This is a genomic window from Pseudoalteromonas sp. CO348, from assembly GCF_004208845.1.
GTDB lineage: Bacteria > Pseudomonadota > Gammaproteobacteria > Enterobacterales > Alteromonadaceae > Pseudoalteromonas > Pseudoalteromonas maricaloris.
On record NZ_SGPI01000039.1, the window covers coordinates 1 to 24057 of the forward strand.

Annotated in this window: 21 protein-coding genes; 7 read left to right on the plus strand and 14 right to left on the minus strand. The window is 43.8% G+C overall.

Annotated elements, in window-relative coordinates:
- Positions 1–266 precede the first annotated feature (266 nt).
- Positions 267–1439 carry an MFS transporter gene (locus EXT48_RS19900; protein ID WP_130165510.1) on the minus strand — a complete coding sequence of 391 codons (1173 nt, stop codon included), beginning with the start codon at positions 1437–1439 and terminating at the stop codon, positions 267–269.
- 114 nt (positions 1440–1553) lie between these two features.
- On the opposite strand from EXT48_RS19900, the gene EXT48_RS19905 reads away from it, so the two are divergent.
- The 4 genes from EXT48_RS19905 (at position 1554) to EXT48_RS19920 (ending at position 6816) form a co-directional block, all read left to right on the plus strand.
- Entirely contained in the window at positions 1554–2441 is an 888-nt protein-coding gene (locus tag EXT48_RS19905) for a LysR family transcriptional regulator (protein ID WP_130165511.1), read from the plus strand.
- Between the two features lie 102 nt (positions 2442–2543).
- Complete coding sequence (locus EXT48_RS19910) at positions 2544–3650, plus strand: alkene reductase (RefSeq protein ID WP_130165512.1); 1107 nt, start codon at positions 2544–2546, stop codon at positions 3648–3650.
- Between the two features lie 321 nt (positions 3651–3971).
- Positions 3972–5774, plus strand: a complete 1803-nt coding sequence (locus EXT48_RS19915) for a S9 family peptidase (RefSeq protein WP_240703413.1) — start codon at positions 3972–3974, stop codon at positions 5772–5774.
- Between the two features lie 97 nt (positions 5775–5871).
- Positions 5872–6816 (plus strand): hypothetical protein, encoded by a 945-nt coding sequence (locus EXT48_RS19920; protein ID WP_130165514.1) that lies wholly within the window; start codon positions 5872–5874, stop codon positions 6814–6816.
- Positions 6817–6878: 62 nt separating this feature from the next.
- Here the strand turns inward: EXT48_RS19920 and EXT48_RS19925 are convergent, their stop codons facing one another.
- Both EXT48_RS19925 and EXT48_RS19930 read right to left on the minus strand, forming a co-directional pair.
- Positions 6879–8585, minus strand: coding sequence for an alkaline phosphatase (locus EXT48_RS19925; RefSeq protein WP_130165515.1), 1707 nt, complete (start codon positions 8583–8585; stop codon positions 6879–6881).
- Positions 8586–8691: 106 nt separating this feature from the next.
- Positions 8692–9615, minus strand: coding sequence for a GGDEF domain-containing protein (locus EXT48_RS19930; protein WP_130165516.1), 924 nt, complete (start codon positions 9613–9615; stop codon positions 8692–8694).
- Positions 9616–9818: 203 nt separating this feature from the next.
- On the opposite strand from EXT48_RS19930, the gene EXT48_RS19935 reads away from it, so the two are divergent.
- From EXT48_RS19935 to EXT48_RS19945, 3 genes are all read left to right on the plus strand, one after another.
- Positions 9819–10994 (plus strand): efflux RND transporter periplasmic adaptor subunit, encoded by a 1176-nt coding sequence (locus EXT48_RS19935; protein WP_130165517.1) that lies wholly within the window; start codon positions 9819–9821, stop codon positions 10992–10994.
- Positions 10995–10996: 2 nt separating this feature from the next.
- On the plus strand, positions 10997–14179 hold the full coding sequence (locus tag EXT48_RS19940; protein ID WP_130165518.1) for an efflux RND transporter permease subunit: 3183 nt from the start codon (positions 10997–10999) through the stop codon (positions 14177–14179).
- Positions 14180–14318: 139 nt separating this feature from the next.
- A complete protein-coding gene (locus EXT48_RS19945; protein ID WP_010605442.1) occupies positions 14319–14687 on the plus strand; it encodes an MliC family protein in 369 nt (122 codons plus the stop codon).
- 52 nt (positions 14688–14739) lie between these two features.
- Here EXT48_RS19945 and EXT48_RS19950 read toward each other — a convergent pair whose 3' ends face one another.
- From EXT48_RS19950 to EXT48_RS20000, 11 genes are all read right to left on the minus strand, one after another.
- Positions 14740–15168, minus strand: coding sequence for a hypothetical protein (locus EXT48_RS19950; RefSeq protein ID WP_130165519.1), 429 nt, complete (start codon positions 15166–15168; stop codon positions 14740–14742).
- Between the two features lie 101 nt (positions 15169–15269).
- On the minus strand, positions 15270–16181 hold the full coding sequence (gene secF / locus EXT48_RS19955; RefSeq protein WP_130165520.1) for a protein translocase subunit SecF: 912 nt from the start codon (positions 16179–16181) through the stop codon (positions 15270–15272).
- 1 nt (position 16182) lies between these two features.
- Complete coding sequence (gene secD / locus EXT48_RS19960; RefSeq protein ID WP_130165521.1) at positions 16183–18015, minus strand: protein translocase subunit SecD; 1833 nt, start codon at positions 18013–18015, stop codon at positions 16183–16185.
- Positions 18016–18132: 117 nt separating this feature from the next.
- Positions 18133–18609: a hypothetical protein gene (locus tag EXT48_RS19965; RefSeq protein ID WP_130127424.1), complete on the minus strand. Its 477-nt coding sequence runs from the start codon at positions 18607–18609 to the stop codon at positions 18133–18135.
- A gap of 144 nt (positions 18610–18753) precedes the next feature.
- Complete coding sequence (locus tag EXT48_RS19970) at positions 18754–19029, minus strand: HU family DNA-binding protein (protein WP_010377204.1); 276 nt, start codon at positions 19027–19029, stop codon at positions 18754–18756.
- A gap of 154 nt (positions 19030–19183) precedes the next feature.
- The gene (locus EXT48_RS19975) at positions 19184–19708 is read right to left on the minus strand and encodes a DUF2878 family protein (RefSeq protein ID WP_130165522.1); all 525 of its coding nucleotides are present in this window, start codon (positions 19706–19708) and stop codon (positions 19184–19186) included.
- Positions 19680–20942, minus strand: a complete 1263-nt coding sequence (locus EXT48_RS19980; protein ID WP_130165523.1) for a cyclopropane-fatty-acyl-phospholipid synthase family protein — start codon at positions 20940–20942, stop codon at positions 19680–19682. The genes EXT48_RS19975 and EXT48_RS19980 overlap by 29 nt, the downstream gene beginning before the upstream one ends.
- Position 20943: 1 nt before the next feature.
- Entirely contained in the window at positions 20944–21675 is a 732-nt protein-coding gene (locus EXT48_RS19985; RefSeq protein WP_275446561.1) for a DUF1365 domain-containing protein, read from the minus strand.
- Entirely contained in the window at positions 21672–22925 is a 1254-nt protein-coding gene (locus tag EXT48_RS19990; RefSeq protein WP_130165524.1) for an NAD(P)/FAD-dependent oxidoreductase, read from the minus strand. The genes EXT48_RS19985 and EXT48_RS19990 overlap by 4 nt, the downstream gene beginning before the upstream one ends.
- Positions 22918–23634 carry an SDR family NAD(P)-dependent oxidoreductase gene (locus EXT48_RS19995; protein ID WP_130165525.1) on the minus strand — a complete coding sequence of 239 codons (717 nt, stop codon included), beginning with the start codon at positions 23632–23634 and terminating at the stop codon, positions 22918–22920. Before EXT48_RS19995 ends, EXT48_RS19990 begins: the two co-directional genes overlap by 8 nt.
- Positions 23631–24056, minus strand: a complete 426-nt coding sequence (locus EXT48_RS20000; protein ID WP_130165526.1) for a nuclear transport factor 2 family protein — start codon at positions 24054–24056, stop codon at positions 23631–23633. The genes EXT48_RS19995 and EXT48_RS20000 overlap by 4 nt, the downstream gene beginning before the upstream one ends.
- Position 24057: the final 1 nt, after the last annotated feature.

Consider the following 24057-nt stretch of genomic DNA (forward strand, 5'->3'; position numbering starts at 1 on the left):
TTTTCGTAGGAGCCACTTCACGTGGCGATCTTTAACAAAAGCTCGCAGGATTAACCTGCTCCTACTTTGGTGAGATTTGAATATTTGCTAAACCAGATCGCCTTTTCGTAGGAGCCACTTCACGTGGCGATCTTTAACAAAAGCTCGCAGGATTAACCTGCTCCTACTTTGGTGAGATTTGAAAATTTGCTAAACCAGATCGCCTTTTCGTAGGAGTCACTTCACGTGGCGATCTTTTAGCAAAATTCCTCCGGATGAGCTGCCACCTACTCTACAACTTGAGCCCTGTTATCCAGATGGCCACTAAAACGGGTTGCTAATAAGGCTGCAGCGCTAATAAGTGCGCCTACCCAAGCGGTGTCCTGCAGCGACATATTTTCTACAATTTGGCCACCTAAGACAGAGCCGAGCGCAATTCCAACGTTGAAGGCAGCGATATTCAACCCTGATGCGACATCCACCGCTTTTGGACTAAACTTTTCGGCTAGCTGCACAACATAGACCTGAAGACCTGGTACATTTCCAAAAGCAAATGCTCCCCACACAAGTACTGTGATCACCACGCCTACTTTCGACTGCATGGTAAATGTCAACACAGCCAAAATGACTGAGAGTAACGCGAAGATGATAGTCAGAGCGCTTATCGGCCCTTTTTTATCGGCTAACTTTCCGCCATAGATATTGCCAACAGCAACAGATACGCCATAAACCAGCATAATAATACTGACTGTAGCGGCGTTAAAACCAGCTTCCTGTTGTAAAATTGGCGCGAGATAGGTGAATGCCGTAAAGGTTCCACCGTAGCCGAGTATGGTCATAAGATAGACGAGCAGTAATCTGGGTTGCAATAATACCTTTGCCTGCTCAGATAGACTGGCAGATGCGCTTTGCTTTAGGTTCTTTGGAATTAATAATGCACTTCCCATTAGAGCGATAACACCTAAAGCAGAAACTACTAGAAAAGTGGCTCGCCAGCCAAACTGTTGGCCAATCCAAGTACCCAAGGGGACACCTGTTACGAGCGCAACGGTCAGTCCCGTGAACATAATGGCGATGGCACTTGCCTCTTTGTCTTTTGAGACCAAGCTAGTTGCAATCGTAGAGCCAATCGAGAAGAACACACCATGAGCGAGCCCTGTCATGATCCTCGCTAAAATGAGGCTTTCATAACTTGGCGCTTGCCACGCAAGCAGATTGCCAAAAACAAAGAGTGCCATCAAACTAAGTAATACAGACTTCCTATTCCATCGTCCTGTGAGTGCAGTTAATACGGGCGCACCAACGGCAACGCCAATGGCATATAAGCTCACCAGTAAACCTGCACTTGGCAGTGAAACTGATAAGTCGGAGGCAATGGTCGGTACTAAACCAACAATGACAAATTCGGTGGTACCAATGGCAAATGCGCTTAATGTCAGCGCCAGTAATGCAAGCGGCATAAATAACCCTTTTAACGTGATAAGCAATAAGTTGGTGTAGTGTGAAAGCTTTTTTATTTGCAAAAAATAGCGAAAATGACAAAATACTTTTGTAGAAAATGAAAAGGAATGCACATGACCGTCAGCTCAAAAACCGAAGATCTAGAAGCTTTTATCTGTGTTGTCGATACTGGAAGTTTTTCCGCTGCAGCAAATCTGATGGACGAACAAGTTGCAAAGGTTTCAAGAGCAGTAACTCGACTGGAAAAGTCCCTGTGTGTAACCCTATTCAATCGAACGACTCGACGGATAGAGTTAACCGAAGAAGGAGAGCTATTTTTAAGCTATGCGCGGCAGGCACTCAATACCATTGAGCAAGGTGAAGAGGCGTTAAAGCTGTTACGATTTTCACCAGCTGGTAAATTAAGAGTGGATGCTGCAAGTCCTTTCGTTTTTCACCAGCTTACGCCTATATTAAAAGGTTTTAATGAGGCCTTTCCCGATATTACTTTGGAAATAACGAGTCATGACAGCATTATCGATTTGTTAGAGCATAAAACCGATATCGCAATACGAATTGGTGACTTGGCAGACTCTAATCTTCATGCTCGTTTGCTAGGTCGCAGTAAACTTCATCTTGTAGCCAGCCCTGACTATTTAAGTAAATTTGTAGGTAATGAACCACTGATTGATCTTCCATATCATAACTTGATAGGGTTTACCGATGCCCCACATCTCAACGTCTGGCCTTTACAAAGTCCGCAGCAGCTCAAGTTTTCCATTAGCGCATCCAGTGGTGAGACCGTGAGGCAATTGTGTATCGCAGGCCATGGCATTGCACTGCTATCTAACTTTATGGTGAGGCAAGATATAAAAGCCGGAAGACTTGTTGAAGTTTTTACCGAGCAAATTATTTCGCCAAATCGCAGAGAAGCAGTACAAGCAGTGTATTATCAAAATAGTGGTGTATCATCTCGGATTTCGGCATTTCTAGACTTCATTGCGCCTAGGCTCACGCTATAGCTTTTTCATTTTTTACAAATATATTTTGTATTTATTGCGGTTAATGAAAATATTTTAAACCGTTAAGCTTCTCATAGTGAAAATAAACGTTGAGGAGGCCAAATGGCTGATTTATTTGAGTCGATTAACTTAGCTGGTAAAACATTGAGCAATCGCATAGTGATGCCGCCTATGACCCGCTCGCGGGCGAGTCAACCCGGGGATATTCCTAACAATTTGATGGCAACCTATTACGCACAGCGTGCTACGGCTGGTTTAATTATTAGTGAAGGGACACAAATATCGCAACTCGGTAAGGGGTATGCTTGGACACCGGGGATCTATTCAGGCGCCCAAGCTGCTGGCTGGAAACAAGTCACAAAACAAGTGCATGATGCAGGCGGTGTTATGTTTGCGCAGCTTTGGCATGTTGGGCGAGTATCTCACCAAAGTAATACCGGTGGGCTTCAGCCGATTTCAGCTTCGGCAATTCAAGCTCAGGGTGTGAAAGTTTTCATCGATGAAAATGACTCCCCTAATTTTATTCAAGCACAAACACCTAGAGCAATGACCCAAGCAGATATCAATAATGTTATTAACGAATATCGACACGCTGCACGCAACGCGATGCAAGCAGGGTTCGACGGAATTGAACTACATGCAGCGAACGGTTATTTGATTAATCAATTTTTAGACTCTTGCTCAAATCAAAGAACAGATGGCTATGGTGGCTCTATTGATAACCGCATTCGCTTTTTGCGTGAAGTCGTAACGGCTGTGAGTGACGAGATAGGCAGTGACAAAGTGGGCGTTAGGCTTGCGCCGCTTACTACCTTAAATGGTACAGTTGATGAAAACCCTGAGCAGACATACCTCGCAGCAATTAAACAGCTAACTGCGCTCAACGTATGCTACGTACACATCGCAGAAGCGGATTGGGAAGACGCGCCAGATATGCCTCTGAAATTTAAATACGCAATTAAAGAGGCATTTAATGGCGTGTTAATTTATGCCGGAAAGTATACTAAAGCGCGCGCCCAACAAGCTCTTAATGAAGGTTGGGCTGATATGATTGGGTTTGGTCGTCCTTTTATCTCAAACCCTGATTTGCCCTACAGGCTGGCAAATGACTTGTACTTAAACGAACATCAGCCTGAGACATTATTTGGTGGTAGCGAACAAGGTTATACCGATTACCAAATTCACGCCTCAAATCCAATGAACGTATAGTAGACTAAAAGTTAGTTTCAATCTGCGTACGCATAAACTGGTGTGTACGCAGCTTTCATTTCAACGGCGTTAAGGTGAGAGCAATGTAGCGAACTTTTGCTCTCACTTTTCCGAAGTTTTCGCTAATGATAGTGTATGCCAAAGCATATAGGTTGGAGTTTAGCCTCAAAATAGGGAATAATGTCGCCAAATTAAAGACACATAAAACATTCTACATCTTATCTAAAAATGAAAAATATAATTCTATTTGCTATTGCACTTTTATGCACTAGCTCTGCTAACGCTCGGTTACCCGTAGAAAGCTATGCGCAACTCCCTAATATGAGCAAAGTTTCGCTCTCCCCCAGTGGTAAGGCAGTTGCCTACCTACAAAACTATGAAGGTGAGTTGGTTCTAACGACTTACGACCTTAAGACCCAGAAAAAAAGATACATCCTAAAAACGGATAACAAAACCATTGCATTAAGTTGGTATGACTGGGCAACAGACGAATTGTTAATTTTCGGCGCTGATTACACTGAGGTACAAAGAGGTGTTAAGTATACCTCATCGCGTTTATTTAAATATAACTTAGCCGATGGCTCAGCGAAGTTAGAGCAAATAAACCAGCCCTATCGCAATCAAGTTTCCGCGCAGTTTCAGGATAGCGTGATCGGCTTACTACCAGACCAACCCGACAAAGTCTTGGTACAGACCGATTTTGATATCGTAAATAAACCAAGTGTTTATCTTTTGGATATAAAAAGAGACCGTCGTCAACTGGTGGTTCGAGGTCGCAGTAAAATCTCCAGTTGGATAGCCGATCAACAAGGTAATGTAAGAATAGGTTACGGGTTTGAAGGGATCCGAGCTTATTATATGCTCTATGATAACGAAACGAAGGATCTAACCGATTTCTATACCTTTCAGGCTCGTGGTCCGGAAGCTATCCATATTCTTGGATTTGATAAAGACCCAAATATTATTTACCTCACCGCACTTCATAATGGTAAAAATGCGCTGTTTAAAGCAGACATTACTAAGCGCCCGCTTTTACCTCAGCTTATTTTCTCCGATCCAGACTATGATTTTGATGGCAGTCTCATTTATTCACACGACGGTCGAGCCATAGGCTTCAGCCATTCCAACCTTGATAACTCGAGAGTCTATTGGGACGAAGACCGCAAACTCCTACAACGCTCACTCAAGGCGGCATTACCAAGCTATGACACCGTTGTAATAAGTATGAGTGCGGATAATAAAAAATACATTGCGTACGGCGATTCGGACCAAGACTCTGGTACGTACCTGATTGGTGACAGAGAAACCAGCTCTTTAGCGGGGTTAGGACGTTTATATCCAGATATTACCGGTGACAATTATTTGGGCAAACAAAGGGTATCGTTTAAAGCCCGTGACGGCCTTGAAATTGAGGGTTACTTAACCCTACCTAAAGCATTCGATGCGGCTGCTCCCACAATCATCTTTCCACACGGTGGACCATACTCTCGCGACTACGCTGGCTTTGATTATTGGTCTGAACTATTGGCAAGCCGAGGCTTTGTGGTTTTCCAACCTAACTTTAGAGGCTCTTTTGGTTATGGCTTTGACTTCTTTAATGAAGCAAATCAAGGTTGGGGAGGAAAGATGCAAGATGACTTACAAGATGCGGCAAACTGGTTGATTGCAGAAAAGTATGCACTCAAAAATAAAATTTGTATAGGTGGTGCGAGTTACGGCGGCTATGCGGCACTAATGGCTGTGGTAAAACATCCTGAAACGTTTCAATGTGCAGCAAGTTTTGCTGGTGTTACAGACTTAGAATCGATAGTCAGTCGTGCGCGCTTTTTCACAAACAAAGAGCTTGTTCGTGACCAATTTGGACAAGATACTGATAAACTTGAGGCACAATCTCCTGTTAACTACGCTAAGCAGATTAACCGCCCCGTGTTACTTATTCATGGTGATGACGATAAAGTCGTGCCTGTGAATCATAGTCGTGACATGGCAGATGAACTTGAAGATAATGACAAGAAGTTCAAATACATAGAGCTCGAGGATGGGAATCATCATCTGAGTTATCAAGCACATAGAGTGAAGACGCTCACTGAGTTTTTAGCTTTTTTCGAAAAACATCTTAAGTAGCAAAGCGCCGCAATTAGCGGCGCTTTTTATTGAGAGAGCAACTTCTTCTGTCACAGAGTTGATGTATGATAGAGGGGTAACATAAAGGAGAATTATTGTGCAGCTCGTTAAATTATTCGCCATGGCAGTGATGCCTATGCTCAGTGTATTTCAGGCCTCGGCAACGTCGTTTTTAGTCTTTGGTGATATGCCCTATACGGAGATAGACAGAGGCATGCTGATGCCAAATGGTGCTCTGCAGGAAAAGGTAAATGATATACAGCATGATTTTATGGTGCACGTAGGTGATATGAAATCCGGTGCTGAGCCTTGTACAGACCAGCTGCTTAAAGATAATTATGCCCTGATCTCAAGTGTGAGTAGCCAACCTTTTGTATTCACGCCCGGCGACAATGATTGGACTGACTGTGACCGCGAAACTCTGAACCCTAGGTTTGATGAGTTAGAAAGATTGGATTTCATCCGTAAACACTTTGCGGTGCAAATACCTAACCTTCCAAAGTTTAAACGTCAGCAAACAGTACCTGAAAATCAATCTTGGATAGTGGATGATGTGCAGTTTTTAACTTTGCATGTACCTGGCACCAACAATGGTCGCAGACAAATCTTATTATCCGATAAAAAAGTAGTGCACGAAGAGTCCCATCGTCGTGATGTAGAGAATATTAAGTGGTTGGATAGCTTGCTAACACCAAGCCATAAAGCCGCGGTGATATTTCTACAAGCTGACCTTTATCAAAAAGAGAAGCACTCAGGACGTTGTGATAAAAACTCAAAAGCTAAGTGCGATGGTTATCAGTTATATCGAGAGACACTTGAAGAATATGCGGCTCAACTCAGTTATCCGTTGCTGTTGATACATGGAGATACGGGAGAATTTTGCTTTTCTGAACAGTCAAAGAATTTATGGCGTCTTAACGCCCCTGGCGACTTTCAATATTTAGATATTGCAAAGGTTAAAGTTAAGGGAGGTAACAAGAAGCCGTTCAAGGTAACACCCCTTCTTTCGCAAGATAAAATAGCTAAATGCAAGGGACTGTAAAGCCCCTTTACACGCTTTTTACGCCGCTTTACAAGAAGGGTAGCGCGAATTGCTTACCGTACCTACAGTATAAGCTCGCGCTGTTTATTGTGACTTTCAAACTGCTCTTGCTTAACTGTATTGACAAAATGCCACTCACTTTCCACCTTCTCTTTTGTGAAATTAAGCGTTAAATAACCACGCTGATGAATATTGGCATATTCAAGATCATCGACTAGTAATTGCAATACCTCAGCGAATTGTAGCGCCTGCTCATCGCCTAATTGCAAGTAATACTCAAGCCCCGGAGAGCTGACAGAAGCTGTCGCATATTCTTGACCACAAATGACTCCGCTTGCATCGCAGAGCTTACCAGACCACGCGTTGTGTGTATCTCCTGCAACGACTACTAAATTTTTATTGGCCGCTTTTGCTGTTTGTAAAATTACTTCTCGTTCAACCGGGTAGCCGTCCCATGCATCCAAATTATAAGGTGCGGTAAACGTGACTCGCGCTTTTTCTTGCTCTGACAACGTTGAGTCACCAGCAAGCATTCTCCCCTTTATTTGAGCAAGCTCTGTTAATTGCGTCGACATTTGTGCAGAAGGGTTGGCAAGAGACATGAGCAGCTCGGCTGGGATCATCATTTTGGTCATCAATACCTGTTGCCCTAAGACTTGCCATTTCGCTGCAGATGTCTTTAAGTTATCTGTGAGCCAAGTCAATTGGTTTACGCCTAAAAGCTGTTGCGAAGGCGCAGTGAGATCCGCCTGAAATCCGGCAAAATCCACTTGTCCTGTTGTAGGGTCAATATAATCTTGATAGTCGAGTGCTTTAGCGCGGCTCTCGTGACGGGTATCTAGCATATAAAGTGATAACAAGTCGCCAAATTCAAATTTACGATAGAGGCTCTCGAGTTGGTCCTTAACCATCGGACGCACAGGCATCCATTCATAGTAAGCTTGCAGCGCAGCAAGTTTGCGGGCAGCGTACTCCCCTTCTCCCTCGTTATGGTTCTCAGCGCCATCCATGTATGAGTCATTGCATACTTCATGGTCGTCCCATACCGCAATAAATGGCGTACTGGCGTGGAGAGCTTGCAGACCAAGGTCCGTACGATATTTTGCATAGCGACGACGATAATCATTTAATGAAATAATCTCGCTCGCATTATCTGCATCCAGCCCGCGCCCCATGGCGTCGGCATTCTCTGTGGCATACCCACCCATACCATATTCGTATATGTAATCACCTAAATGCAACACCGCGTCTAAATCGCTGCGTTTTGCAGCCTCTGCGTAAACATGAAAGTAACCAGCCGGATAGTTTGCACAAGACATGACGGCAAGTTTTACCTGAGTTACATCGTTAACGGGTAAGGTTTTGCATTTACCTATGGGTGAATGCGTTTCCTTAGTGACGAAGCGATAAAAGTAGCGGCTATTTGCAGTCAGGCCATTAAGATCTACTTTAACGGTGTAATCGTTTTTTGCTAATGCGGCGAGCTGGTGGCTTTGTAGTAAGACACCAAAATCTTCAGATTCTGATACTTGTAGAGTGACATCCACACTGTTAGGTGTACCCTCAGGGGTGACTCGCGTCCATAATATGATGCTATCAGCTAAAGGATCGCCACTTGCGACACCATGGTTAAATGCGACAGCAAAACCGTTGCTTGCAACCGCTTTACTATCACTGCTGCCGCAACCTACTAACGAGACGCTAATTGTCGCTGCGCCAACGCCCATTAATGCACTTTTAATAAAATCTCGACGGGTAAAACTTGCCATTATTATTGTTCCTTAACTGCAAAATGCGCCATATTGGGCGCACTTATCTACTACTTGAAGGAACTAGCTTAGTTAAGCATTATTACAATTTAACGATTGGTCTTAATTAGTGCGGATTTGGAACAACTCGATTTCTGCCACTGCTTTTGGCTTCTAGTAACATCGTATCTGCACGACGAATAATGCTTTCAACGCCAGACTCACCTGCGCCAAATTCTGCAACGCCAAATGAACTGGTAATATCGACCTCTTCACCGACTGCAATTTGAAATGATGCCTGCTCTATCATAATGCGTGCCCGCTCGGCAACTAAGATTGCCCCCTCTAAGCCGGTATTAGGGAGTACCAGGGCAAATTCCTCTCCACCTAGCCGACCTATTAAATCCGTGTCTCGTAACATGTCAGAGAGTAGCGAGCTCACGTGAACCAGCACTATGTCTCCCGCTTCATGGCCAAATCGCTCGTTGATTGCACGGAAATTATCGAGGTCGGTCAGTATCACACTAAATGGTGTTCTGTAACGTTCATACAACCTAATTTGACTGTCAATTTTATCGCTTAGCTGCCTACGACTGGCGACGCCCGTTAATGGATCAGTTTTGGTAATAAAATCAAGCTCTTTACGTAAGTGATCGAGTTCGCTATGTATTGCTTTTGTTGTGGTAATGTTGTCTCCGTAGACAACAAAGGCATCATCTTGCAGCGAAAAACATCGTAATCTGAAGAACTCACCGCTTAAGGTATCAATTTCAATTTCTGGATAGTCTAATTCACAGCCGTTGCTTAAGCCTAAAAACCATTCCGTGAGTTCATCCCCGTCGATTCTGTCATCAAACGTACCGTCTGTTTGGGGGTCGAAAATATTACTCAGTGTGCGTCCTGTTATGTGAGATGAGGGTTGTCCAATTAGCTTCGCCATTGCTTTATTGCAAAACTCAAGAACCGACTTGTTGCTAACAATAGCAACTGCATCGTCACTTTTATTGAGCACGCCACTCAGTAGGGATTGTAAATGGTTAGCGTTAGACATAATTCAATTCCGTAAGGCTTTTTGTTATTTTAAATCAAACGGGAAGAATTATCTTAGATCTCGCGCAAATCACACAAAAAAGACATTTTGATTTCGTTATCTACATCGATTGATTCTAATTTGACACCAATCATATTCCATTTCACTTATGTTTAATGCAACAAATGAAACGTATAGTTACCTCCATACACAAAGGAGGAACTATGTTAAAACCAACGCAACTCGCAACGATTATTTCTGTTTTGCTACTGCTAAGTGCATGTGGCGAAGCTGAGCAGGCAAGCAGTCAAACTCCGCCTCTTCAACCAATTGATGTAGCAGCAACACCGCAAATTAGCATTGCTGATTGGCACACCTATACAACACGCCTTTCTTCTCCAAACGAAGTCGCACTTCGCGCTCGTGTCACGGGAGTGATCGGCTCGGTAAACTTCAAAGAGGGAGATACGGTGAACCAAGGCGATGTTCTATTTGAGCTGGACGATAGAACTTTCTTGGCTGAGGTTGCCAGCCTTGCCGCACAAGTGAAACGTGCCGAAGCGGCCCTTTCGCAAGCAAAAAGTGAGTCAGCGCGTGCGCTTCGTTTAAGCAAGCAAAAAGCGATTTCAACCGAAGAAGTCGATGCCCGAGTTTCGCTTACCGCGCAGCGTGAAGCCGAACTAGATGCGCTTAGGGCTTCATTTAAAGCTGCTCAATTAAACTTAGAGTTTAGCAAGATCACAGCACCAATCAGCGGCAAAATTTCATTTGCTGAGGTCACTCAAGGTAACACCATTAGAGCAAACGACACCTTGCTTACTACGATAGTCGCAACCGATAAGATGTATGCGTACTTTGATATCGACGAGCGCACTTGGAATAGCCAGTTTGCATCAGTGACGGAAGGTGAGCCGCTACCTGTGAAATTACAGCTACTCGGCCGTGAGTCACAGCCAGTCATGGGTGAGCTAGACTTTATTGACAACGCCATTGATGACCACTCCGGAACCCTAAAAGTACGTGCTTCTTTTGATAACCATAGTGGACAATTACGACCTGGCTCGTTTGCGCGAGTAAGTCTTTCATCTGGTGAGCAAAACGATCGAGTATTAATTCCAGACCGCGCAGTGGGTACAGATCTTAAAAATCGTTTTGTTCTTGTCGTCAACGACGCTAATACACTTGAATATCGTCTAATCACACTCGGTAATCGCTATGGCGAATTTCGTGCTGTTGAGTCGGGTTTAGCCGCTGGAGAGCGTATCGCGGTGAATGGTCCAGCGCGTGTAGGCCCAGGTATGCCGATAAGCCCAAACTCCGTGACGCTTACCTTGCCAGATAACATTGCCACAGAAGTGGTTGCGATGACGCCAAGCGATTCTTCACAAGGATTAAACTAATAATGAAATTTTCCCATTTTTTCATTAAGCGCCCTATTTTTGCGGCGATGATGTCGCTTGTGATATTAATCGCAGGGGCCATTTCCCTTTTTCAGCTTCCCGTGAGTGAGTATCCAGAGGTGGTACCGCCGACGGTTGTGGTATCTGCAACCTATCCAGGTGCAAACCCAAAAGTCATTGCTGAGACCGTTGCAACACCACTTGAGCAAGAAATTAATGGTGTTGAGAACATGCTGTATATGTTTTCTCAAGCAACCAGTGATGGCCGGTTAACGCTTACCGTGACTTTTGCACTTGGTACTGACTTGGACCGTGCCCAAGTTCAAGTACAAAACCGTGTAAATAGCGCTATTCCAAGGTTACCGCAAGAAGTACAACGTTTAGGGGTTGTGGCTGAGAAGGCGTCACCAGATCTCACTATGGTGGTGCATTTGGTATCGCCAAGTGGCTCGCATGATACAAGCTACCTCTCAAACTATGCCGATATTTATGTCAAAGATCAGATAGCGCGCTTGCCGGGAGTTGGTGATGTAAAACTATTCGGCGGCGGTAAATACGCGTTGCGGATATGGCTAAACCCCGAGCAATTGGCTGAAAGAAACTTAACCGCAAGTGATGTGGTCCGAGCAGTCCAACAACAAAACCGCCAAGTAGCAGCTGGCTCTGTGGGTGCTCAACCCACAACCAATGAAAATCAATTCCAAATTCTGTTAAACGTTAAAGGTCGTTTGGCAGATACCAGTGAATTTGACAATATTATTGTTAGCGTATCGAGCGATGGCGCGATCACTAGACTCAAAGACATTGGCCGAGTTGAGCTTGGACAAGATAACTACGCGTTAAGAGCTTTGCTAGATGGAAATGAAGCGGTGGCAATGCCGATTTTCCAGCGTCCTGGTTCTAATGCGATAGAGCTGTCGGATCAGGTGCGTGAAACCATGAAAGAGTTATCGACACGTTTTCCTGAAGGGGTTGAATACGATATCGTTTACGATCCGACAATCTTTGTTCGCGGCTCAATCGATGCGGTAATTTCGACATTATTAGAAGCCATTGTACTTGTGGTATTAGTCGTTATCTTATTCTTGCAAACATGGCGCGCTTCGATTATTCCGCTGGTAGCGGTGCCTGTATCGTTAGTTGGTACCTTTGCTGCAATGCAGTGGCTTGGTGTTTCTATCAATACGTTGTCGTTGTTTGGTTTGGTACTAGCAATCGGTATCGTAGTCGATGATGCCATCGTCGTGGTTGAAAACGTTGAGCGTAATATTGAAAACGGTCTTGCGCCCTTCGAGGCAACTAAACAAGCGATGTCAGAGGTGACAGGCCCTATTATAGCGATTGCGTTGGTGCTTTGTGCAGTGTTTATTCCAACTGCATTTATTACCGGCTTGTCAGGTCAGTTTTACAAACAGTTTGCCCTCACGATCACGATTTCGACGCTGATCTCGGCATTTAACTCATTAACATTATCACCAGCGCTCGCTGCACTACTGTTAAAGCCGCACGGTGCTAAACCAGACAAACTCACAGTGGTGTTAGATAAATTGTTTGGTCAGTGGCTATTCAAACCGTTTAATCGCTTTTTTGATAAGGCAGCTCACGGCTATGTTGGACTGGTAAAAAAACTTATTAGACTGAGCACCATTGTGTTGGTGGTATATTTAGGGTTAATTTTTGCTACTACTAAGTTGTTTAGCACCATCCCTGGCGGCTTTATTCCACAACAGGACAAACAGTATCTTGTTGCGATTGCACAACTGCCAGACGCTGCAAGTTTGGATAGAACAGAAGCCGTTGTACGTGAGATGGAACAAATTGCACTACAGACTCCAGGCGTTTTACATTCCGTGTCTTTCCCTGGGCTTTCAGTAAATGGTTTTACAAACAGCCCAAATAGCGGGATTGTATTTGTTGCCCTAGATAAATTTGAAAATCGTACGTCACCAGAGTTGTATGCGTCGTCAATCGCTGCGCAGCTTAATCAGAAGTTTGCCATCATAGATGAAGCGTTTGTCGCGGTTTTCCCACCGCCACCAATACAAGGATTAGGCACCACAGGTGGTTTTAAACTGCAAATTGAAGATAGAGCAAACCTTGGCTTTGAGAAGCTATTCTCTGACTTACAGGCAGTGATCGCAAAAGCGCAGCAGCAACCGGAGCTAATGGGACTGTACTCAAGCTTTAGGATCCAAGTACCACAAATGGACATTGATATCGACCGTGAGCAAGCAATGGTACAAGGCGTACCGCTCGAGGAAGTGTTTAATGCATTACAGATCTATTTAGGTTCAATGTACGTCAATGACTTTAACTTATTTGGCCGCACTTATCAGGTTACCGCTCAGGCTGATGCAAATTTTCGGGCAGATCCTGCACAGATTTTGTCATACAAAGTAAGAAACAACTACGGTCAAATGGTGCCACTTGGCGCGGTACTCAAAGTCACGCCGACAACGGGACCTGATCGTGTTATGCACTATAACGGGTATCCTACTGCCGAGTTAAATGGCAGCCCCGCGCCCGGATATTCTTCGGATCAAGCGCAAATGGCAATTGAAGCGGTGCTAAACGAAACGCTTAGCGAAGGCATGGCATTTGAGTGGACTGAAGTCACCTATCAGCAGATCCTCGCGGGTAATGTGATGGTGTATATCTTCCCACTGGTTGTACTCTTGGTGTTTATGGTTTTGGCATCGCAATACGAAAGCCTAAAGCTACCATTTGCAATCATCCTCATTGTGCCAATGACCATACTGTCAGCATTGCTTGGGGTGTGGCTAACAGGCGGCGATAATAATATCTTTACCCAGATTGCTCTTATCGTTTTGGTTGCTTTAGCGTGCAAAAACGCAATCCTAATGGTGGAATTTGCAAAAGAAGAGTACGAGCAAGGCAAGACTAATTTAGAGTCAATTATTGAGGCATGTAAACTACGTTTACGTCCTATTTTAATGACGTCAATTGCCTTTACCGCAGGGGTTGTACCTCTGGTACTTGCAACCGGTGCGGGTGCTGAAATGCGCGAAACCATGGGGATTGCAGTATTTTCAGGAATGATAGGGGTTACTCTATTTGGTCTATTGTTTACGCCTATTTTCTTTATGGCGATGACGAAGCGATTATACACGCCAAAAATACGTGAAGCGCAGAGTATCTCCAATGCTATTCCAGTAAAGGATTAATAACTTGTAATCATGTTTAAAGGCCCGTAGGGCCTTTTTTATGCTGCTTTTTATTGCCTTGTAACCACACTATTCACCTTAACTTCATCCGTTTACGCTAAATTATCAGATACCGTCTTTTTCTCGCCGGAGTCTGTTTATGAAATCTCAAATTGCCTTTGCTGTTTTAATTAGCGCTGTTCTCAGTGCATGTGGCGAGGACATCTCGAATCGTAAAATTGAGCTTAGTGAAACACTTAGCCGCTATCAATGTGATAATGATTCGGTGATAAAAGTTGACTACAACGACAGTGATAAGGCAACTGTCCATTTTAACGAACAGGTGGTTAAGATGAAGATTGCGCGCTCAGCCAGCGGTGCAAAATATCAAGGTGATGGGTTTGTGTGGTGGACAAAAAATGACGAAGGTATGTTGCTTAGACAGGAAGAAGATAAAAACAACCGCATCATCGCACGTTGCGAGATGCGGCCCAATGAAGCCTTAACAGTGAAGGCGCAATCAAACTGATTATAAATGCTCGTCCCAATAGGCAACGTCACTTATATAGAATTAGGATGTCTTATACCGACAACTTTTCAGGTGTAGCTAAAGTACTTTTTACAAACTCAATGGCAGCGCTTACATCAGCAAATAAAACTTGATCTAATGGCTCTGGCATGCCAATTTCTTTGCGCATTTTGTCAATTTGGCTTTTCGCAATTGCCGACTTCAACACATACGCAGCACTAACACAGCCTAACTGCAAACAGCGCTTTGCTGTGTTTACCAGTAACTTATAGGCTTCTGGTGTCGCAGCTATGGCCTTTTCGGAATAACTCACGTAACCCCATGTCGAAGAATGGATCTCAGCTCGACATTGCTCTAATGCCCTAGAAAAATAATGGATCATAGACTCATTAATATTTCCTTCGAAACAGGCAAAGAGGATATTTTGCTCGGCCCAGAGGGTTACTTTCCCGCACCGAGTTTGATAACTATATTTTGACATTAATCCTTATCCGGCTCCTTTCGAAGTGCGGATTATACATCAGCACGACAAGGTTAAAAAAGAGCAATTGCTACTTTTTTAACCTAAATCGCATATTACGCTTATGGCTCAGCGAGTTGCTGTTTCGCTGCCTCAGATTCTTCTTTTAGGTAGTTGTTAAACGACAAGCCTAAAAACTGCGGTAAAGTTGCGCTAATTGCCAAGGAAGACAAAGTACCAATGAGAATGCCACAACACAACGCCATGGCGAAACTATTAAGTCCTGCGCCGCCTAACCACCATATCGCTAACACCGTTGTGAGCGTCGTTAATGAGGTGATAAGCGTGCGGCTCATTGAATCCTTTATCGCTTGGTCTATGGTATTGCCCACGGGACTGTTTTTCCACTGCTCTTCGAACAAAAGCTCTCTAACTCTGTCACCAATCACAATCGAATCGTTGAGTGAGTAACCAATAATCGCCAGCAGTGCTGCAAGCACGGTTAAGTCAAATTCTACTTGCGTTATTGCAAACAAACCTAGCGTCACAATCACATCATGAAAAAGCGCGATACTTGCGGAGACCGCTAAGCGCCACTCAAATCTAAACGCCAAGTAAATCAATACACTAAGTAATGCGAATATACCTGCAAGGCCACCTTGCTCAATTAACTCATTACCCACCTGCGCACCAAGATAACTGGCGTCTAATACGCTTGCTTGCCATTGTGTTTCAAGTCCTTCTATCCACTGTTTGACGTGTGTTTCATCGGTGGACTGAGGGGTTTGGAAAACTCTCCAGCTACCATCGTTTTGTAGAGAGATTCGTGCATCTTGAACACCAAGCTCAGCTAGCTTGTTTTGCATTTCCGTTTGGCTCTTTTGCTTGGGTAAGTCGATAACCGTAACGTAACCGCCGGTAAAGTCTTGGCCTAATACAATGCCTTTTTGGGTGATGGCTATGAGACTTGCAAGGACAAGTAACAATCCAGAAATTAGCCCGACGAATCTCGCCTTTTGCGTTTTACTTGTCATTTTACTTTGCGCCTTTACGTGATTTTGAATAAAGAGATTCTGATAACATACCGGAGACGACCACACCGGCGAAAATACTGGTTACTATGCCCAGCGCCAAGGTGATCGCGAACCCTTTTACTGGTCCATAACCGATACCAAGTAGGATAAGAGCAGTTATCATCGTGGTTAAGTTAGCATCGATAATACTCGACATGGCTTGTTGATAACCTTGCTTTAATGCAGTGACCATCGCAATGCCTTTACGCCTTAATTCGCGAACTCGCTCAAAAATAATAACATTGGTGTCGACCGCCATACCAATAGTCAAAACTAGGCCCGCAATGCCGGGTAAGGTAAGCACAACACCAGGAAGCAGCGACATTAATCCAATTAGGCAAACTAAGTTTACCAGTAATGAGGTAATGGCCACTGCGCCTAGCTTGCGATACCATACTGCCATAAACAGCAAAGTTAGGCTTAGCCCTAACGCCAAAGCTTTAAAGCCGCTTTCAATATTCTTTTCGCCTAATGAAGGACCAATGGTTTGCTCTTTCACAATGGTGATTGGTGCGTCAAGAGAACCCGCCCGCAACAATAATGCTAACTCCTGCGCGCGTTCCATTGACTGCATATTGGTAATACTGAATCGGGTATTTAATACTTGTTGAATAGTGGCTACTGAAATCACTTCCGTTTTGCGCTTAATCTCTCCTTTTGGATCCGCGTAATATTCGCTGAATACAGTAGCCATTGGCTTACCTACATTGTTTCTAGAAAATCGGTTTATCTTTTCACCGCCTTGAGAAGATAAGAATAGTTGCACTAAAGGCTTTCCGTATTCATCTCTTCCTGCTGTCGCGGACTCTATTTCATCCCCGCCAAAAATGGCAACTGGGTCGACTGAAACCAAAGCGCCAGATTTATCCTTTAATTTTTGACCTCCCATTTCTTGTAATGCATGAAATGAAAGCTTTGCTGTTGCGCCGATAATACGCTTGGCTTGTTCTGGGTCTTGCACGCCAGGTAATTCGATTCGTATATAATTAGTGCCTTGACGTTGCGTAACGGCTTCTGTGATCCCGAGTTCCTCAATACGCGAACGTAAAGTAGACAGCGCTTGGGCCATTAACTGCTTATCGAACTCTGCTTTTTTCGCTTCGGCAAAACGGAAGTTCACTTTCGTTAAACTGCCTTGTTTATGAGTTGTACTGGTAAATTGTGGATAGAGTTCGCGCAGTGTCGCAGTAAGCGCAGCGAGTTCATTTTGCCCTTGCGCTTTCGCTATGACCTCAACCTGCTCACCACTGATAACTTGAGGAATAGATAGGTTACGATAACGATTTTTGATCCGTAGGCTATTGGCTTCGTCTGCGAGTGACTGCAGTTTATTTTGCGCCGCTTGTTCTGTGTCAACCTTGAGTACGAACAACACACCGCCGTCCAAGTCGAGTCCGAGCTTGATAGGTTTGAGTCCAGTGCTTTCTAACCACTGTGGCATCGTTGAAGCACTAACAACCTTAACACTTAGCTTTGAGTGAGACTCAGCCATATAAGCACGCGCTTCGGCGGTTAGCGTGCGGTTTTCAAGTTCAACTAAATAGCCACCTTGATGAGACTCGATTTGCTTGACTTTGAATCCCTCTCCTTCTAGCTGAGATTTAAGCTCAGGCAGCGACAGAGACACAACCTCGTTACTACTTGCTTGAATTTGAATTAAATTCTTATTGGGATACACGTTTGGTAGTGCACAAAGGATCAACAAGAACACAATAAGCGCAGTAAAAAAACGTTTTGCACGCGCGGTGGCTCCACGAGAGGTTGATGCCCTCGTTGGCGAGTTTATATCTTTCATATTTTTCTCAATATCTATCTGAGCGATACCGATTTGCTAACGAATACTGGTCATACAGACGTTAGGTGCTGGTATCAAAAACTACTATTTGGGTGCTTTATTGGTAGTCGATAATGATTAAGAGGCGAAGTTGAGACTGCCTTTGAAGGTTAAGTTTGCCGGCTTACAGTTGTCGATAAAGCCATTATTTGGCCGAGTATCACACATATACCAAGGTACAGGTTTAGGTCTATTTATGTCATAGACTGAGGCCGGTATATATTTTTCTGCTGCAAGCTCAAATACAAGCGCATATTCGGCTTGTTGTTTAGGATGCAGAAAATAACTAGGGTGGCTAGTACGCTCACGTTCCGGCAATAAGCCCTTTTCGTGATGCGTGGTTTCACCACTGAGCTTTATTGGACTCGCAGGACTTGGTTTACTGGGTAACTGATTGGCGTCAGCGAGGCCCTTTTGGGTGATGTTTTCGAAGCTTGTGCTGTGTGTATCGGGAGTATGGGATAAGTGAGTATCAGGCGTTCCTGTCGCGCACGCAGCAGCTACCCATAACAACATGAGTAATGACATAACGGCGAAAAGGTTAAAACGCTTCATGAAAACTGATTAAACAACTTATTAGATAAAAATACGAGATTGGGGCGATAGTAGCAAATTCAAGATAGCGCTATCAATTATAATGAATATGAGAGGCATAAAAAAACCTCCAACTTGGGAGGTTTTTCTTGTCCAGCGAGTGGATTAAGGATTTACTTGGTCTTTTAGGCCTTTACCTGCTTTGAACGAAGGAATGTTCGCAGCTGGGATTTGGATTTCAGCGCCAGTTTGTGGGTTACGACCAGTACGCGCAGCGCGCTCTTTTACTGAGAATGTGCCAAAACCAACTAAAGCAACAGAACCGCCATCTTTTAGTGTGTTAGTTACTGCGCCAGTAAACGCTTCTAAAGCACGAGTTGCCGCTGCTTTTGAAATCTCTGCGTCTGCCGCCATCTTTTCAACTAGTTGAGCTTTATTCATTATTAGATTCCTATAACTTTATAATTTGCCTAAGCAAAACCTATGTTTATGCATTTTGCGTTTATGTGCAACCCCAAAATTGCGAAATTCGACGAAATATTTATTATTTTATTGCGTTTCGCCCCGGATCCTGTGGGTTTGTAATCAAACGCTATCAATTTGCTGGCAACTGCGCAAGCTTTGTACCCCATAAAATGCGATTAAAACTCACTATCAGGTAGAATCCCACACTCCACAGCGCGCCAAATGCTGGCCAAAAAATGTACCAAGGCATTGAGATAGAAACTACGTCAAAGTTAGCTGCACCAAGATAGCTAGGTGGCGCGCAGACCAAAAATACCACTAATAATATCGGCGCCTTGAGTGTTAATAGTTTGGAAAGTGCATTATTTATTGTCAGCACCAATGCTATCCACAAAAACCAGAGCCAAAGCGGAAGTAATTCACTACCTTGGTAATTGATGAGCTGAGTTTTGACCGCAATCAATTCAATGCTTATTCCTATGGCGGAACCTACGAGTGCAAGCAGCAAATTGAGACGCTTATTTTGGTGCCCTGCGAGCATGACGAGACAGCCTAGCAACATCAACCAAAGCGCGTCTGCTTGAAAAAATAATGCAGAAAACCAAATACTTTGGAAGAGTAGCGCGTTAGTAATCCAATGTTTGAGTACAGACATTTGACTGGTATCTTGGTTTTCTGGCGACTAAATGCACTGCACTGGTTGCTCTTTGTTTAAATGCCCCTTCGCAGTAGCATAAATAAAATTGCCAAAGGCGATAAAAGCGTTCATCGAAACGTTTACCATCAAGCGAAGGCCATGCTTTTTCAAACCGAACACGCCAATCGTATAGCGTTCTGGCATAGTGCAGACCGATATCATGAAGTTCATGGATAACCATATCGGTGGAATTTACAATTTGCTTGCTCATTTCACTCACGGAAGGAAGACAACCACCAGGGAAAATGTACTGCTGAATGAAATCCGATTGCTTGAGGTAATGTTGATAACGTTGGCAGGCGATGGTAATGGCCTGAATCAGCATTGCGCCTGTCGGTTTTAGCAAGTCGTTGCATTTGGTAAAAAAGCCAGATAAATACGCGTGTCCAACCGCTTCAATCATTTCGATAGACACCAGCTTGTCGTACTGGCCGTCCAATTCGCGGTAATCTTGTTTTAGTAGTGTGATGTGCTGCTGCAGCCCTTCTTTTTCAATCAGTGCTTTTACGTACGCATGCTGCTCTTCTGAAATAGTTGTCGTGGTTATATGGCAGCCGTAGTGTTTTGCAGCATAAACTGCAAATGCGCCCCACCCGGTGCCAATCTCAACAACTTTGTCGGTTGGCTGCAGATCCAAGCGCTCACAGATTGCGGCTAACTTGTGTTGCTGCGCTTCTTCAAGCGATGCCTCCTTTGAGGGATACACTGCGCTAGAGTACAGCATTTCTTCACTTAAAAATGATTCATAAAGGTCGTTCCCAAGGTCGTAGTGGGCGACAATGTTACGCTTTGAGCCTTGTTTTGAGTTTTTGTTTTTTAAATGTTTTACCTTTTTCACAATGCCGGAGAAAAATGCAAACTTATTTTCAAAGGCATCCAGCTGAGCTTGGTTTAGGACGAAGATCTCAATCAGTTTGGTTAAATCCGAACAACTCCAATGACCAAGAATGTAAGATTCGCCTGCTCCGACACTGCCGCCAAGTGCAAATAGCTTATACATTTGCGCTGAATGAACTTGAATATCAACGCTTAGGCTTGTTTCTGACTCACCAAAACAGTATTTTTGGTCGCCTTCGACAAGTACCACTTTTCCGATTTCTAAGGTATTCAACGCGCCAAAGACGAGCTTTTTGTACACTCTATCGAATGTAGAAAGCGAAATTGATGAGGATATTGTCGTGGTATTTTCCATCTTATACTCTTCCGGGGTGCCCAACAAAAGGCACTTTTTTTAAAAATAACTTCAACGCTTGCCAGTAGATACCTTTAGCTATGCTCCATGTCATTGCAGGAAACCGCTTGAGCAATTGATTAATATTTGCTTCATTGAGCTCCTGCTTTTTGAGCGTCATCGTGGCATCAAATAGCAATTCGTCACCTTTTCTGTTTTCAATATGGATTAGCGTATTGCTACCGGGTGGCTTCACTTTCCAATGGTAGTGCATATCCAAATTCATAAAAGGTGATACGTGAAATTGCTTTTTAAAGTTCACTTCTTTATTTAATTCAACTAAATAAAAATGACGCTCGTTCCAAGGCGTATTACTTACTTCAGCGAGCATATGGCTAAAACCGGCACCCTTTTCGTCTTCAAAAAAGTAGAAATTAACCGGGCTGAAGTAAAAGCCTAAACAGCGTATTTGCGCCATTAAATATACTTTTGTTTGTGAAGAAACGGGTTTGCCTAACGCATTTGACTTAGCACGTGCGCGCTCAACCAAGCTTTCGCCTTCTGTGAGGATATAGTCAGCTTGATTGAATTTAAGCAGTTTTAAGCCGGATGTACCAAGCTTTGACGAAATACTATTGAGTGCGTCGAGCTCACTTAAATCTAGCCACATCATATACATGGGGTAAGAAAAAGCATGCCCGGCATGAGCGAATCGCCGATGCCGAACTTTACCAATCAGTATTGCACTGTTCAAAATGAGATACCCAATTGCTCGGCCACATCTACCGCACTTTTTACCCCATCTTCATGAAAACCGTTGAACCAGTACGCACCACAAAAATAGCTATGGTGTTTACCATCAATATCGGCTTTACGTTTTTGAGCCGCAATACTGGTGGTATTGAAAACCGGATGATGATAGACAAAGCGGCGGATCACTTTGTCTTCAGCTATCCCTTCATCGTGATTTAACGTGACACAGTATTGATGTTTAGCGTCAAACCCTTGTAGTATGTTCATTTGGTAGGTGACAACAGCGGCTTTGTCCGTCGCTTCGTTTAACAAATAGTTCCAACTGGCCCACGCCAGCGGACGCTTTGGCAATAAACGGGTGTCAGTGTGCAGCACCACTGAGTTTGCAGTATAAGGAATTGCACCAAGTATCGCTTGTTCATCACTCGACGGGGTATTTAGTAATGCTAAAGCCTGATCGCTATGACATGCAAAGACGACTTTATCGAAGTACTCATTACTGCCATCTTTGAAGATGATGGTCACACCAGACTCATCACGAACCACTGTTTCGATGTCGGCATTAAGCACAATATTGTCTTTAAATTCTGCCACCAATGGCTGAATGTATTCCCTGGAACCACCTGGGATAACATACCATTGAGGGCGGTTTGTGATGTCCAAGAGCCCATGGTTGAAGAAGAACTGGACAAAGAATTTAGCTTCAAAATCGAGCATTTCTTTGATACTGGTTGACCAGATAGCGGCGCCCATCGGCAAGATGTAGTGCAGCTTAAAAAACGCATTAAAATGGTGTTGCTGTAACAGTTTGCCAAGCGTTTCAACACCTCGATAGTCGTCTTTTTCATATAATGACTTACAAAGGCCATTAAAACGCACAATATCCTTTAGTAATCGCCAGAAAGTTGGTCTCAATAGGTTACGTTTTTGTGCGAATAGCGTGCGGAGTGAATGGCCATTGTATTCAAACTTCGATTGGCTGTTGTGAACACTAAAGCTCATTTCAGTTTCTTTGCGACTAACACCAATTTCAGCCAGCAATTTTTCAAACTTTGGATAGGTTCTGTCGTTAAATACGATAAAACCGGTATCAACCGCGAGCTTTTCACCTTGGTATTCAACATCAATAGTTGCCGTATGTCCGCCAATATAATCATTTTTTTCAAAGACTTTCACGTCATGTTGACGACTTAACAGGTATGCTGCGGTCATACCTGAAATACCGCTTCCAATTATTGCAATTTTAGCCACGGGCTATCCTTTTTGCGAGAGGTAACCACAACGAAAACGGCAGTAACCTGAGAAGTTTTAAAAATAGAGTAAACCTTTTTGGGAAATGTATTTCTTTACTACGCTTTTCTATTCCTTTGCTAATGTAACCCACGGCCTCATCGACACTGACAATAAATGGCATCGGAAAGTCGTTTTTATCTGTCAACGGCGTTTCAACAAAGCCTGGGTGAACTAGGGTTACATCAATGTCTTTTAATGTTGCTGTCAGGGTGCGCGCTAAATAGCTGACAGCCGCTTTCGACGCACCATACGCTTCGGCGCGAGGCAAAGGTAAAAATGCACTGCTGGAGCTTACTATACAAAGTTGCCCGCCTGTATTCATTTTTGGCAGTAAAACGTCTAGGCAGTGGCCGATTGAGATGACGTTTATATGCATTACTCGCTCAAACAGATGGCCGTCAAATTGGTTGGGATTATCGATATACTCACAACCACCAGCGTTGAGGATCACAAGATCCAAGCCGTCAATATCTTTGAAGTTATCTTCTATCTCTTCGCGGTTTGTTAAATCAAATGCTTTGCTCTTTGCACCTACGCTGCTTTCTAATTCGTCTAACACTTCTTGGTTGCGGCCACAAGCTGTTACTTGATGTGACTGCTTTGCATAAAATTCAGCAAGACCTTTACCTATCCCTGATGTTGCGCCAGTAACTAAGATGTTGCTCATGCCGTGATCCTTTTATCCAATAGCCGAATAACACCACCGAGTAGTGGGACTTGGCGATACAGCATTTGCGCACTGTCAAAGTAATCCCGATGTTGCGCCACTTTTTCGCCAATAAAACTCAAACGACTATGACCATCGACTTCTATGGGCTTACCGCCATTTAGCTTGGGGTGTTGATAGGACATGGTCCAGTAGATAAAGCTGACGTCATCAACCTGATAAGCGTTCGTAACAAGAAATTCGATTTCAGAGACATTTTCATATAACCCTTGAAAATAACTCGTTAGCGCATCAAGTCCTTGAATTTTATGTAAAGGGTCTACGAAACTGATGTCCTCAGTGTAAATTGAAGCCAATTTACCGAGACAGTATTTGTCTATTTCATTATAAATTGCCACGAATCGCTGCGTTCTGTGATCCATA